Below are 13,789 nucleotides of genomic sequence, written 5' to 3' on the forward strand. Positions count from 1 at the left end.
CGGACTTTGTACAATGTTTGCTCATTATGTTTGCATGCCCGCAAATGTTAACTGAATCATCATAAATCATGATTGACTTAGTTTTAGCCTTCTCAAATGTTGTCAAAGGAAGTTCGCTGGTGTTCTGGACGGTATTGTTACTTGGTCAAGAAGATTGAATGAAGTTTAATGAAACGTTTTATCTGAAATAGAAAAGCAGGCAAAAATGCCTGCTTTGTTTAGTAGCGTTTTGTTGAGAGTTTTTTAGTGAGTCGTTTTCATCGATAAGATAGCTTTTAGCCCACCCATCGAACTGCGATCTAACGTTAACTTACCGCGATAACTGTGGGCCATTTCGCTGACGATATTCAAGCCTAAACCTGTTCCTGGGGTTGTCTCATCTAAGCGTACGCCACGTTTAATAACCTGTTTGAGTTTCTCCTCGGGGATACCTTGGCCGTCATCTTCAATGATGATGTCGATGGTTTCGGCGTCTTCGCTATTGGCAGTAGCATGAACACGGATGATGCTGTCAGACCATTTATAAGCATTTTCCAGAATATTACCGACCATTTCGTCAAGGTCAGTTTCTTCGACTGCAGTGACCAAGTTAGAGTCAAGCTCATTGATCAGTGTGATACCGCGCTCCGCATAGACTTTATCGAAAGCCATTGAGATTGCATCAACGCGCTCAGACGGGCAGGATTTCACAGAAAGAATGTTTTTAGAGCCAGCCATTCGGGCACGGCCTAAGTGATAATCTATCTGGCTTTGAATTTGATCGAGCGAAGGTTGCAGTTGCTGCTTGGTTTGTTGGTCTTGGTTGGCAACTTCATTCTTTAACACTGAAAGAGGGGTCTTTAGTGCATGAGACAAATTACCCGCATGGTGACGAGCACGTTCTAACAGCTCCTGATAGTGGAACACAAGAGCATTCAAATCCGACACGACAGGCGCGACTTCGCGTGGATAATCTTCTTCGAGCTGGGTCTTCTTACCTGAACGAAGTTGAGAGAGCTCTTTGTGCATCTTGGTCAATGGGCTCAGAGACCACTGTACCTGAATAACAATGAGTGTCAGGACGCCAAGGTAAAGTAGTGCAAGTATGACCCAAAGTTGGCCCATTAAGCTGCGTACTGTGTCTTCTATCGGTTGTTCGTCAATACCAATGGTGACTTCGATGGGGCCATCGTAATCAGGGTAATAGAGTGTCGATTCGATATAGATGAGCTTCTCATCCCGTGCACCTATCAGATCGTGATCGCCTTTTTCGGTCAGTGCTTTGTCCCAGAGAGAACGAGAACGTAGTAAATCTTTATCCGTTTTGGCGGACCAGTATAGGCCACTGTAGGGGCGGTTGAAGCGCGGGTCCGAAAGGGGAGTGCCGATGGTCACATTGCCTTTCTCGTCCGCTTCAATTGTCGCGGCAATCTCGTCCATGTAAGTTGCCAATTGTGCCTTGGCATCATCTTCCATGTAGACATACACCTGAGAAGGGACCATGACACCGGCGGCGATGATCATCGCGGTCAACCAAACAACCGCCGCCAGAACGAGGCGGCTTTTAAGGCTGAGCTTTTTAAGTAAATGCGCTTTTTTATTCGGCATTAAGCTGGTATCCCAGTCCTCGGACGGTTTTGATCACTTTAGGTGCGATTTTCTTGCGTATACGCCCGATAAACACTTCGATGGTGTTGGAGTCGCGGTCAAAGTCTTGTTTGTAGATGTGTTCTACCAACTCGGTTCGCGAGATTACCTTTTCTGGGTTATGCATAAAGTAAGCAACGACTTTATATTCTAGTGCGGTTAGGTCAATTGCTTGGCCTTGCCACATGACTTTAGAAGAGCGGGTGTCTAAGCTTAGGCTTCCCACTTGCATCACAGGAGACGCGTTACCTGATGCGCGGCGAAGCTGGGCGCGAATTCGTGCGATCAGTTCAACCATTTCGAACGGTTTGGTCTGGTAGTCGTCTGCACCTGCATTAAGGCCTTCAACGCGTTGAGTTAGGGTATCACGCGCGCTCAGAATAATGACGGGCGTGTTGATGTTTTCATCTCGGATACCTTTTAGGACGGTCAAACCATCAAGCTTTGGCAGGCCAAGGTCGAGTACAATAGCATCCCATTCTTCGGACGTCGCACGATAGAGTGCATCAATGCCATCTGCTGACAGTTCAGGTACCCAACCATTCTGTTCAAGGGCTTCTATGATTTGTTCCCCAAGGCGAGGTTCATCTTCCACTACAAGTATTTTCATGACGTTCTTCTTCTAATTCTTAAGGGCTTGTTTGAAATTGCGACCTTTGATGAGCATCATTTCCAGCGTTTTGGCGTTGTACTCAACTTTGATGATGTTGTTGTTGTAATTTAACTTTAGTTCGTAAATCCAAATATCATCGTCTTCTTCAAGTTCGACTTTGATAATGCGTCCGTGAAGGTCTTGTTCCACCGCAGCGTAAAGATCGGAGAATGGGCGAATATAGCCTTTACGAACAGCGTCGTAGACCTCGTCCTGATCTTCTTCAAATTCAATTTCTGTCCCTGCTTTATGGACATCCTGTACCAGAGCATGGCCATCTTTATCATCGTGTCTGTCAGCGTAGGTAGGGTAAGCAAGCACCATACAAAACGTGACAGCAAGGGAGCAAATTAACTGCTTATGAAACATAGCGTTACCTTCTCGGAAATTCTATGACTCAGTATAATGAATCTTTTCTGAATACAAAGTGAATATTAAGAGTGAGCTGATAGTGTGCTTAGGGTTTGTTGACCTTTTGAGCTGATTTTTGCAGCAGTTTGTGGGTTCTTTATACAAGGCAGAGGATTTGAAATGTAGTTGCCCTACCTGATACGCCGATAACGCAGTAGAAAGGAACCACAAACGCTGCCCAGAGGGTTCGGCTAAAAGCGTTTTACTCTTTGTTGAGAGGTGTTTTGCTTAGGTCACTAGGCGACAAACCTCTCGCCGCGACTAAAACGCTTTTATCTCGAACAAAATTTAACCGCAAAAGGTCAACAGACCCTAGTTGGTTAGCTCATCCTCAAAAATTTTGTCACGCATTTTCCAAAATCGCCCAGCTTTACGCGCGATCACGAACTGAGGTGGCCTAAAACGATGCTGATTATTGACCACCTTGGTCGGAGAAGCATCGTCAAACGGACGATGTTTGTCAGCGAGATGAGGCCGAACAAACATATCTTTGAATGTCTGCTTTTGCTTCTTGGTCGTTAAAGACCAGAATTCGTGCACCTGAGCTTGGTTTTCCCCCACATAAGAGACCTTGAGGCTGCTTTTGCCTTTGTCATCTTTGTGAACACTCAAATCCATCGACAGGCACTCGAATACCAAGGCGTCTTTTAAGTTTAACGCCTCTTTAAGCTTCTTGTCAGGATCCACTAAGGTGGCATCGCATTCGTGACAAATTCGCGCAGCAATGTCATTGTCTGCGCCGCATTCCCCGCAGTATTTGGCGCGGAAACGATAATTACAATGCTCTCGTTCACCAGTCTTTTCGTCTTCGAAAAAGCCCTGACATTTTCGACCGTAATGCTCAATTAAGAAGCCATTGTTATCCAGCTTTCCCCAGAAGTTGTTGTTGAAGCCACAAGCCGGGCAGGGGATGGTAATGATTTCGCTGTCGGAGTCAGGTTTGGCATCACCCACTTCAGGCTGATAGAGATCGTAGCTGTTACCTGCATAATCCAATACCAGACACTCTTCTTTGCCCGGAGAAAGACGCAGCCCTCGTCCAACGATCTGTTGATACAAGCTGATTGATTCTGTTGGTCGCAAAATTGCTATCAGGTCGACATGAGGGGCATCAAATCCTGTGGTTAACACAGAGACATTAACCAAGTACTTAATTTTACGGTCTTTAAAATCTTGGATGATAGTGTCGCGTTCAGGTGTTGGGGTATCGCCAATCACAAGAGCAGTTTGGCCTTCTGGGAGCAAACCATAAATTTCTTGAGCATGTCTAACCGTTGCCGCGAAAACCATGATGCCTTGTTTGTCTTTAGCAAGATGAATGATTTGCTCGACAATTTGAGGCGTCGCCCGTTTGGCCTTGTCAATCACCATGTCCAGCTCCGCCTCTTTATAGCGACCTGTGGTTGCGGGTTTGAGCTGTGAGAAGTCATAGCTCAGTACGGGGGCGTCCATCATGCGAGCAGGGGTGAGGAACTTTTCATCAAGCAAGTAACGAATAGGTAGCTCGAAAATGCAGTCTCGAAAGAATCTTGGTTCCTCTGTTCTGACTAGGCCGCGCGTGTGATATTGGTAAATCCAACCCATGCCAAGCCGATAAGGCGTGGCGGTCAAACCGAGCACTTTGATACCGGGATTTAACTCACGCAGGTGAGAAATAACTTTCTGGTAGCTAGTGTTTTTGTTATCCGGAACGCGGTGGCACTCGTCAATCACGAGTAGCGAGAATTGGTTTTTGAAATCATCGAGATTCCTGACCACCGACTGCACTGACGCAAACACCACTTGTTGGTCGGTTTCTTTACGGCCTAAACCCGCAGAGTAGATTGACCCTTTGAGATCGTACCCTTCGTATTTAGCGTGGTTTTGTTCAACCAGCTCTTTGACGTGCGCCATGACCAATACACGACCTTTAGCCAGTCTGGCGAGTTCAGCAATAACCAGACTTTTTCCTGCTCCAGTTGGTAGTACAAGGACGGCTGGGCTGGAGTGTTTACGGAAATAGTGAATAACGGCTTTCACCGAGTCGGCTTGGTAAGGTCGGAGTGTATACATAAATTGTGTGAAATAGCTCAACTATTTAGTCTAGTGGCTCTATAATACCTCACCTGATTGAGATGAGGTATTCATGCGTTTAGATAAATACTTGTGTGATGCACTGGGTGCGACACGTAAAGAAGCAACAAAAATCATTAAAAGTGGTGATGTCACCGTCAACGATATCGTGCAGAAAAGTGGTGCGGTGAAAGTGACGGACGACTGTATTGTCGAATGGCAAGGACGTGAGATTCAGAAACCGGGTCCTCGTTACATCATGTTGTTCAAACCCGATGGTTTTGTCTGTTCGCATGAAGATGGATTTAATCAAACAGCCTTCATGCTACTCGACGAAGTGAAGATGGAAGATCTTCATTTTGCAGGGCGCTTAGATGTAGATACAACGGGTTTAGTGTTGATCACCGATGATGGTCAGTGGTCACACCGCATTACTTCGCCAAAGCACAAATGCGAAAAGACTTACCGCGTTTGGCTGGTTGACCCGATTGGGGCTGATTACGTGGCACAGTTTGAACAGGGCATCGAGCTTCGTAATGAAAAGGCGGCGACGTTACCAGCGAAACTGGAAATCGTTGATGAAGAAGAAAAAGAAGTATTGCTGACCATCACCGAAGGTAAATACCATCAGGTGAAACGCATGTTTGCCGCACTGGGTAACAAGGTGGAGCACCTACACCGTGAACGTATCGGTAATATCGTTCTAGATGACGAGCTGGAACCAGGCGAATATCGCTATCTGACGCAAGAAGAAATTGAATCAGTCTGGAACTAATCATCTAAATTGGAAATAGTTTAGTTCCAATTAGGAACTAGTCTTTTATAGAGATATCGCTCAATATAGATCGGCTACAGACTCGTGGATGCGAGTCTCTCTTTTCTGTTTGGTTGCAGCACGGAAGCTGCATATCTAACGCAACCGAGTAGGAGATTTATGTCTGATACTGCATTAGAGCAAACCAAAGCACCCCAAATCACTTTTCTTCTTTTTCTTGTTCTGGGTGCCATCGGCGCACTGACGCCACTAGCCATCGACATGTATTTGCCAGCGATGCCGACCATCGCCCGTGACCTAGGCGTTGCAGACGGGGCAGTGCAAATTACCTTAACCGCGTATACCGCAGGTTTTGCCATTGGCCAGTTGATCCATGGTCCACTCGCTGACAGTTATGGCCGTAGGCCCGTTCTGATCTTAGGCGTTTTGTTTTTTGGTCTTGCTTCCGTCGTCAGCGCAACTACGACCGGTATTGAGGCGTTGACTTGGGTACGCACAGCTCAAGGTTTTGCGGGCGCAGCAGCGGCTGTCATCATTCAGGCTGTGGTTCGCGATATGTTTGATCGAGAGGATTTTTCTCGCGCAATGTCGTTTGTGACCTTAGTTATTACGATTGCTCCTTTGATAGCTCCTATGATTGGGGGCTATATTGCAGTTTGGTTTGGCTGGCGCGCGATTTTCTGGATTCTGGCCGCGTTTGCTGCGGTGGTGATCGCTTTGGTTTTCTGGAAAATTCCAGAAACGTTGAGCGAAGAGAACAAACAGCCCCTTCGCTTTGGTACGACGATACGTAACTATTTCCGCTTGTGTAAGAATTCAGTCGCTATGGGTTTGATTTTATCTGGCGCATTTTCTTTTGCCGGTATGTTTGCGTTTCTGACCGCAGGTTCGTTCGTCTACATTGATATTTATGGTGTACAGCCGAATCACTTTGGTTATTTGTTTGCGTTAAACATCGTCGCGATGATCATTATGACCATGATTAATGGCCGTCTGGTGAAGAAGGTCGGCTCCCATGCCATGCTCAGATTTGCTCTGTTGGTTCAACTTGTCGCTGGATTGGGGTTATTTGTTGGTTGGATGCTTGACCTAGGGCTGTGGGGCACTGTACCTTTCGTGGTCCTTTTCATTGGTACCTTGTCGACAATTGGTAGTAACACCATGGGTTTATTACTCAGTGGATACCCAGCTATGGCGGGTACGGCTTCTTCATTGGCAGGAACGCTGCGTTTTGGCACGGGTTCTGTGATTGGCGTTGTCGTTGCTATGTTGCCTGATGGGGCGACTTGGCCAATGATTACTGTTATGACGGCGTGTTCAATTCTGTCCGCCGCATTTTACTGGATATTTGGAAGAAAGGCGTAATGTCTCAGTACACTGTTGAAATACAAAACTTGGTCAATACTGCTCTAGAAGAATTGGCCGCCGATCATAAATCAGGTAAAGCCGTGGATGCACCTGTGGCAAACAATCATTATCTGGTGCGTTGGGTAACCCGTGCTCTCAAGTCACAGCGTTTTCATCGTTGTGTGGTTGATGATCTCACTTGTTGGCAAAAAGCGGGGCGCTCGAAAGGTAACGAAGCCGGGTTGATGTTCACATTCCAGCGTATTTCTAAGTTCTACGCTGAGTTTTTCCCTCAAGGGGAAGCGGAGCGAGTGATTAAAGACAGTGAAATTAATGCATTTCTCGACCAGATGGAAGAAGGCGGTTGGGAAGTGTCAACGGCAGAGCCGCTTCTTAACTGCGGTAAAGTTCAGATTTTTACTGAAGGCCCAAACTCTTTCGCACTATGTACCAACCAGTGTGACGACTGTTTTGACGGGGAAACTCTTATTAAACCAATGAGTTGGTTTGTTCGTGGTAACCACGCGCAGTTTGTTGAAAAAGCATCAGCCGCAGGATTCATGCTACATAAGATTACCGACTACAAATCAAACGTTAAGTACCATGGGGAATATCTGGTTTATCCAGGCAACCAAGGAAATCATTTAGCTGAGATTCCAATCGGTTATCAAGTTTAGCTTGCAGTGTTTATTTTATTTGAAAAGAGCTTCCATTATGGAAGCTCTTTTGCTTTTCGGACAATGGCTTTCACCATGCCTTTAAAGATAAATAGATGTGCAGGCATCATCGCGAACCAGTATAGTAAGCCTCTTAACCCTTGTGGGTGCCACCAGGCTTGGACAGTCAGTTTGCGTTTGCTGCCCAAGTCTTCCAATGAAAACTCCAAGCGTCCTAGGCCGGGGCCTTTCATACCAAACAGCAGTGACAGAAATTGCTCTTTTTCGCAGCGAATCACTTTCCAAGAGTCAATATAGTCACCCACTTGCAACTCTGGCCCGGTAGGGGAGCGCCGCACAGGTCGCCCTCCGCCAAAAAATAGATCGAGCCATTCCCTTGTACGCCACATTAGGTTGGCAAAAAAGTAACCCTCTTTCCTGCTGCCAATTTGTTTGACTATTTCCCACAGTTGTTCTGAACTTAAATCCGTTTTTATACTGGCACCTGTTTGTTTTGGGTAATAGCCATAGCCAGCTTGCCAGCGCTTTAGAGCTGCAGGGTCGAATCCCCAGACTTCGCTGCGAACAAAATGACCTTCTTCGTCGATGCTTTTTCTGACCATTTGTTCGTAGCTGACAAGTGCTTGAGGGTAGCGTTGGCGAATGTCGTCGGAGTTGGCAATAAAATCGTGCTCTAAGCCAGATAGCAGAGCAGCCCCAATACTGGCAGGAACAGAAGTAACAATACCTAGCCAGCGCGATGCGAGTTGAGGCGTCAGTAATGATGTTGACCAGAGCTTGATGGGCTTTCGAATTACAGTGCTGATGGTCTCGAATTGCTCACGATAGCTGAGAGTATCCGGTCCTCCCACTTCGTATAGCGCATGACTGGTAGGGGATTCCTCAATAAGCGACAACAAATAGTGGTTGAGGTTTTCCAGCGCGATAGGGTTGGCTTTCGAGTCTACCCATTTCGGAGTGACGAGTAGAGGCATGTTGTAGACAAAGTCTCTCATGATCTCAAAAGCCGCTGAGCCGGGGCCTATGATGACCCCCGCTCGTAGCTCAGTGACGGGTATTCCCGCTTTGCGAATAATGTCGCCCGTCATTCGGCGCGCTTTAAGGTGTTCTGAATTGCCAGTCTGAGGTTGAATTGCGCTGAGATAGATGACGTGTTTAGTATGACTGCTCTTTTTTAGTGCCGATTTGAAGTTTTCAGCAAGGGATATTTCATACTCAAGGAAGTCATGGCCGTGCGCCATTCCGTGAACCAAGAAATAGACGACTTCATATTCTGGAACAATGCGCTGTGTTGTCTCTTGGTCAGCGAGATCGAGATAAATCAATTCAAGGTTAGGGTGGGGAGTGACTCGGGCTTTCAAATATTCAATTTGTCGAGCCGCTGCCGTCACATGGTAGCCTTTGTTACATAGTTGAAGCAGCAACTGCGAGCCCACATAGCCGGATGCGCCCAGTACTAGCACTTTTTTCATCTCGACCCCTTATTAATAATATGGTTTATGCGCAAGGCTGATCATATAATAAACGGTATATTTTTTCCCTTCCTATCATAGTGTTGTCGATTGAGGTGAGTAATTGAGCACGATCTCACAGGTTCTATTCCATACGCGCGGTGAGTTTTTGCGACGAATGATCGCCATCGCCTTACCCATTACGTTGCAAAGTATCATGTTCTCAAGCCGTGGTTTAGTGGACGTGTTGATGCTTGGCCAATTAGGTGAAGCAGAAATTGCAGCAGTGGGCGTTGCGGCCAGAGCAACCTTTGTTACAACGATTATGCTAGTAGGCGTGACGACAGGCGGAGCGCTGCTTACAGCCCAATATTGGGGTGCAGCTGACCGTCAGGGCGTCAAAGAAAGTACTGCCCTGACTTGGTTGGTATCAATGATTTTTGCTGTGTTTACTGTAGCGATTTTTGTTTTGTTTCCAAGTGAAATCATGGCTCTGACCACTGAATCTCAGGAAGTAAATCAGTTAGGTAGTCAGTATTTGGTGATTACAGCGGTCACTATGTTTGCTGTCGCGTGTGTTGCCAGCATGTCTGTTGGTCTTCGTTCAATGCACAAACCTGGCATCAGTACCTTCTTCAGTGGTATTGGTATTGTGTCCAATATTTTTCTTAACTGGGTACTTATCTTCGGTAAGCTGGGTTTTCCCGCGATGGGGATCAAAGGTGCCGCAATCGCCACAGTGCTAAGTGGAGCGATTGAAGTTGCAACACTATTTGGCTACATCTACGCAAAAAAGCACTTGCTGGCTTTCGGAGCTAAAGATCTTAAAGCGGTAATCCAATGGGAAAGGGTTGTACGTTTTTTGAAACTTTCTTTACCCACCACGTTTAACTTTCTCGCTTGGGCTGGTGGGTTGTTTGCCTATCACGCGATCATGGGGCAGTCCGGAGTTCAGGGATTGGCTGCGCTGTCGGTCATGTCGCCGGTTGAGTCGATCGCTTTGGCACTCTTGATCGGAATGTCCAATGCCGCTGCTGTGCTAGTGGGTAACCAGATTGGCGCCAAGAATTATGAGGCAGTCTATTATCAGGCGATTGGCATGACCATACTGAGCTTGATTGTAGGCATTGTTGTCGCTCTGATTTTGTACTTATGTCAGGGACTTGTGCTTGATGCTTTTAGTGCATTGACTGATGAGACTCGTGCTTTGGCTGAGAAGTTCATGGTTATTCTGTGCTTCGGCATTATTTTACGCTCAATTCCTATGATGGTGATTGTCGGTGTACTAAGAGCTGGTGGTGATGTGAAGTTCTGCCTCTACCAAGACTTGATTGCCCAGTGGCTGATTGGTATTCCGCTCGCAGCGTTCGCAGCCATTGGCCTAGGATGGGAACCTGAATGGGTTTTCCTACTATTCTTGACCGAAGAGGTCATCAAGTGGGGCGGTTCGCTATATAGGATGAAAACACAGCGTTGGATGAAAAATTTGATCGAAAATTAGACATGAATCGTCCAGGTGATGTGTTTGGATGCATATCTTGTGATCTAGTATCCAAAATACTTCCTCCCAGCGTGGTTTTAGTGTAGATTCACAGTCCAATTTTGAACGATTGCGAGACTTTTAATGCTTCAGCTAACAGACCTATGTAAAGGCTATGTAGATGGTGGTGAATTTCACCCTGTCTTGCAAGGTGCTGAGTTGTCATTAGAACAAGGCGAACAAGTCGCTCTGATGGGTGAAAGTGGTTCAGGAAAGAGTACGTTACTGAATTTGATCGCGGGGTTGGATACGGTAGATTCTGGCGAAATTTGGTTTCCGAATTTCTCTATGCATGAAATTGCCGAAACCAAACGTACTGCATATCGTCGCAACAACATTGGCCTTATCTTTCAGCAATTTAACTTACTTCCAACGCTCAACGTCGCTGATAATATTCGTTTTTGTCGCCAGCTTAAGGGGCTCCCCGAAGACAAAGGTCTATGGCGTCAAATTCTCTCTGCATTAGATTTAATGCCATTGCTGGGTCGTTACCCTGAAGAAGTCTCGGGTGGCCAGCAGCAACGAGCCGCTATTGCCCGTGCGCTTTATATGGAGCCCAAAATTCTCCTTGCCGATGAGCCAACCGGCAGCCTTGATGAGAGAAATGCCGAAGCAGTGATGCGACTTCTTACTACGTTGACTCGCCAGTTAGAGTGTACATTATTACTGGTGACACACAGTGAGCGGGTGGCGGAACACATGGAAGGTCGAGTGCGTCTTCAAGGAGGGCAGCTTCATGTTATGGCCCGTAGTTAAAGCACTACTCGGCCATTACAGACGCTACCCTTTTCAAATCCTTCTTGTCTGGCTCGGTCTTACGTTAGGTGTGTCCCTTTTGGTGGGTGTGACCTCTATTAACGATCATGCGAGGCAAAGCTACGAACACGGTGAAAAACTTTTTTCCAATCCTCTTCCTTACCGCATTCGTCCTAAACACATCACCAATAAGATTCCTCAGGGCTTCTATGTCCAGCTTCGTCGCGATGGGTTCAACCAGTGCGCACCATTTGAAAGCCTACGAGTAAACATGGCCAATGGGACGGATCTGATGCTAGTTGGTGTCGATCCCGTGGCTATGTTGCAATTCAGGCCCGCGACGATTCTGAAAGATTTCTCTTCTCTGCAATTAATGAACAGCCCATATCCGATTTTGGTCAGTTCCGATCTCGCCGCGCATATGAAATGGCAGGACAATGACTTTATCCCACTCAGTGATGGCAGTAAATTAGGGCCGATTGTTGTTGATACCCAAGACCGATTGAATGGTACTCGGATTATCGCCGATATTTCTTTGCTTAGAATGTTAGAGCGTAGTTCCGGGATTTCAGTCATTGCTTGTGGTGAAATGCCACCGGAAAAACTAGCACGCCTTAAAGAGTACTTACCCAACGGCATGAGCATTATGCGTAATTCACGTGCCGAGCTTGAATCACTGACGCAAGCCTTCCACATGAACTTAAGCGCTATGGGGATGCTGGCGTTTCTCGTTGGTCTATTTATCTTCTATCAAGCGATGTCACTTTCGTTGACTCAAAGGCAGCCGTTAGTCGGTGCGATGCGTCAAACCGGCGTTTCTGGTTGGCAGCTGGCTAAGGCACTCTGTTTAGAGCTTTTGGTGTTGATCACGATTAGCTGGTTGTGTGGTAACGTGCTCGGCATTTTGCTTGCTAATCAGCTTATTCCTGCTGTTTCGGCCAGTTTGGGCGACCTTTATGACGCTAATGTTGGCTTGTTGATCTCGTGGAGCTGGAAATCCAGTATATACAGCCTATACATGACGATCATTGGTGCTTTTGTTGCTTGTGCCTGGCCTTTGGTGCGTTTGCTGCGTTCACAGCCGATTCGATTAACAGCACGTTTATCTTTAGTTCGTTTTGCGGGCACTGAGTTTACGATCCAAGCTTTGCTAGCTTGCGCGTTATGTGTGGCAGCAATCGCCATTTATCAGGCGCCGCAAACACAGGAATCTGGCTTTGCGATTGTTGCTTTGATGCTACTGAGTGTAGCGTTGTTTACTCCGTTCCTAATCTGGAAGGTATTTGACAGTCTTTCTTATTCGCTTAAATGGGTGAAAACACGCTGGTTCTTTGCTGACGCGGCAGCCAGCATGAGTTACCGAGGTGTAGCGACCATGGCGTTTATGTTGGCAATGGCAGCCAACATTGGTGTTGAAACCATGGTTGGTAGCTTCCGTGATACAACCGACAAATGGCTGAGCCAACGTTTAGCCGCTGACTTGTACATTTACCCGAATAACAGTGCTGCGGCTCGTATGAGCGGTTGGTTGTCTAAACAGCCGGAAGTTGATTCTGTTTGGTGGCGCTGGGAGAAAGAGGTCAACTCTAATAAAGGAGTTCTTCAGGTTGTCAGTACAGGTGCCTCAGAAGGGGAGTTGGACTCCTTAACCGTGAAGCTGGGCATTCCTAACTACTGGTATCACTTACATCACTCTAAAGGTGTGATGATCAGTGAATCGATGGCACTGAAACTAGGTATTCGCCCGGGCGACTCTATCGATTTATCTGGCAAGCTTGGTAAAGGCTGGCAGGTGGTCGGTGTCTACTACGATTATGGTAACCCCTATAATCAAGTTCTGCTTTCACACCGTAATTGGCTGTATGCCTTCGCTGGCGGAGGTACCGTTGCTTTAGGTGCTGTATTGAAAGATGGCGTTAATTCTGTTGGTCTTAAAAGGCGAATGGAGTCGGTGTTCCGTTTGAATTCGGAAAGGATTTTCGACAATAGCCATATTCATAAGCAGGCGATGAGGGTGTTTGACCGGACCTTCTCCATAGCCGATACACTAGGAAATATCACCTTGATCATCGCAGTATTTGGTATTTTCTTTGCCACGGTCGCTGGTGAGGTATCACGTCAACGTCATGTCTCGTTGCTGCGTTGCCTAGGGATGTCTGGTAAAGAATTGGTTGTTATGGGTGGTCTACAACTGTTTGTCTTCGGGGCAATATCGATTCTAATTGCGTTACCGCTTGGCTTGGCTCTGGCTAATTTAGTGGTAGATATCGTCATTAAGCAGTCTTTTGGCTGGACACTTGAGCTTCAGTTAATCCCTGAAGAATATCTTCACACCAGTTTGATGGCGATGGGCTCGCTGATGCTGGCTGGTGCTTTGCCAGTATTGAGGATGATTCGAAACACACCAATGAAATCACTAAGGGACGCATTGTAAAATGAGGAAGTCCATTCACGCGAAAATCCTTGTGAGAGCTTTGCTATTGCTCATCGTGGTAGGTGTGA

The 13,789-nt window shown here is 46.7% G+C and carries 11 protein-coding genes; 6 read left to right on the forward strand and 5 right to left on the reverse strand.

The window, feature by feature from the left end:
• Positions 1-243 precede the first annotated feature (243 nt).
• The 4 genes from QMA41_RS00915 to QMA41_RS00930 form a co-directional block, all read right to left on the reverse strand.
• Complete coding sequence (locus tag QMA41_RS00915; protein ID WP_281628589.1) at positions 244-1,587, reverse strand: ATP-binding protein; 1,344 nt, start codon at positions 1,585-1,587, stop codon at positions 244-246.
• Positions 1,577-2,236, reverse strand: a complete 660-nt coding sequence (locus QMA41_RS00920) for a response regulator transcription factor (protein ID WP_021456799.1) — start codon at positions 2,234-2,236, stop codon at positions 1,577-1,579. The genes QMA41_RS00915 and QMA41_RS00920 overlap by 11 nt, the downstream gene beginning before the upstream one ends.
• A 12-nt stretch (positions 2,237-2,248) precedes the next feature.
• Positions 2,249-2,647, reverse strand: a complete 399-nt coding sequence (locus QMA41_RS00925; protein WP_019275441.1) for a PepSY domain-containing protein — start codon at positions 2,645-2,647, stop codon at positions 2,249-2,251.
• A gap of 354 nt (positions 2,648-3,001) precedes the next feature.
• The gene (locus QMA41_RS00930) at positions 3,002-4,741 is read right to left on the reverse strand and encodes a DEAD/DEAH box helicase (RefSeq protein ID WP_281628590.1); all 1,740 of its coding nucleotides are present in this window, start codon (positions 4,739-4,741) and stop codon (positions 3,002-3,004) included.
• Positions 4,742-4,814: 73 nt separating this feature from the next.
• On the opposite strand from QMA41_RS00930, the gene rsuA reads away from it, so the two are divergent.
• From rsuA to QMA41_RS00945, 3 genes are all read left to right on the forward strand, one after another.
• Entirely contained in the window at positions 4,815-5,516 is a 702-nt protein-coding gene (gene rsuA / locus QMA41_RS00935; protein ID WP_038158914.1) for a 16S rRNA pseudouridine(516) synthase RsuA, read from the forward strand.
• A gap of 159 nt (positions 5,517-5,675) precedes the next feature.
• Complete coding sequence (locus tag QMA41_RS00940) at positions 5,676-6,881, forward strand: Bcr/CflA family multidrug efflux MFS transporter (RefSeq protein ID WP_006962519.1); 1,206 nt, start codon at positions 5,676-5,678, stop codon at positions 6,879-6,881.
• The gene (locus QMA41_RS00945; RefSeq protein WP_281628591.1) at positions 6,881-7,540 is read left to right on the forward strand and encodes a DUF2913 family protein; all 660 of its coding nucleotides are present in this window, start codon (positions 6,881-6,883) and stop codon (positions 7,538-7,540) included. The genes QMA41_RS00940 and QMA41_RS00945 overlap by 1 nt, the downstream gene beginning before the upstream one ends.
• A 35-nt stretch (positions 7,541-7,575) precedes the next feature.
• Here QMA41_RS00945 and QMA41_RS00950 read toward each other — a convergent pair whose 3' ends face one another.
• Positions 7,576-9,012 carry a DUF2867 domain-containing protein gene (locus QMA41_RS00950; protein ID WP_281628592.1) on the reverse strand — a complete coding sequence of 479 codons (1,437 nt, stop codon included), beginning with the start codon at positions 9,010-9,012 and terminating at the stop codon, positions 7,576-7,578.
• A 103-nt stretch (positions 9,013-9,115) separates the two neighbouring features.
• Here QMA41_RS00950 and QMA41_RS00955 point away from each other — a divergent pair, with 103 nt between their 5' ends.
• The 3 genes from QMA41_RS00955 to QMA41_RS00965 all read left to right on the forward strand — a co-directional run bounded on the left by QMA41_RS00955 (position 9,116) and on the right by QMA41_RS00965 (position 13,721).
• Entirely contained in the window at positions 9,116-10,492 is a 1,377-nt protein-coding gene (locus tag QMA41_RS00955; RefSeq protein ID WP_038158925.1) for an MATE family efflux transporter, read from the forward strand.
• 123 nt (positions 10,493-10,615) lie between these two features.
• On the forward strand, positions 10,616-11,287 hold the full coding sequence (locus QMA41_RS00960; protein ID WP_006962515.1) for an ABC transporter ATP-binding protein: 672 nt from the start codon (positions 10,616-10,618) through the stop codon (positions 11,285-11,287).
• On the forward strand, positions 11,268-13,721 hold the full coding sequence (locus QMA41_RS00965) for an FtsX-like permease family protein (RefSeq protein WP_006962514.1): 2,454 nt from the start codon (positions 11,268-11,270) through the stop codon (positions 13,719-13,721). Before QMA41_RS00960 ends, QMA41_RS00965 begins: the two co-directional genes overlap by 20 nt.
• Positions 13,722-13,789 lie beyond the last annotated feature (68 nt).

This window comes from Vibrio sp. St2, assembly GCF_947311885.1.
GTDB classification, from domain to species: domain Bacteria; phylum Pseudomonadota; class Gammaproteobacteria; order Enterobacterales; family Vibrionaceae; genus Vibrio; species Vibrio coralliilyticus.

Bases quoted from the DNA above. Each gene is read 5' to 3' on its own strand.
- QMA41_RS00960 (WP_006962515.1), top strand. From the start codon at position 10,616: ATGCTTCAGCTAACAGACCTATGTAAAGGCTATGTAGATGGTGGTGAA.
- rsuA (WP_038158914.1), top strand. From the start codon at position 4,815: ATGCGTTTAGATAAATACTTGTGTGATGCACTGGGTGCGACACGTAAA.
- QMA41_RS00940 (WP_006962519.1), top strand. From the start codon at position 5,676: ATGTCTGATACTGCATTAGAGCAAACCAAAGCACCCCAAATCACTTTT.
- QMA41_RS00965 (WP_006962514.1), top strand. From the start codon at position 11,268: ATGTTATGGCCCGTAGTTAAAGCACTACTCGGCCATTACAGACGCTAC.
- QMA41_RS00925 (WP_019275441.1), bottom strand. From the start codon at position 2,647: ATGTTTCATAAGCAGTTAATTTGCTCCCTTGCTGTCACGTTTTGTATG.
- QMA41_RS00950 (WP_281628592.1), bottom strand. From the start codon at position 9,012: ATGAAAAAAGTGCTAGTACTGGGCGCATCCGGCTATGTGGGCTCGCAG.
- QMA41_RS00930 (WP_281628590.1), bottom strand. From the start codon at position 4,741: ATGTATACACTCCGACCTTACCAAGCCGACTCGGTGAAAGCCGTTATT.
- QMA41_RS00945 (WP_281628591.1), top strand. From the start codon at position 6,881: ATGTCTCAGTACACTGTTGAAATACAAAACTTGGTCAATACTGCTCTA.
- QMA41_RS00920 (WP_021456799.1), bottom strand. From the start codon at position 2,236: ATGAAAATACTTGTAGTGGAAGATGAACCTCGCCTTGGGGAACAAATC.
- QMA41_RS00915 (WP_281628589.1), bottom strand. From the start codon at position 1,587: ATGCCGAATAAAAAAGCGCATTTACTTAAAAAGCTCAGCCTTAAAAGC.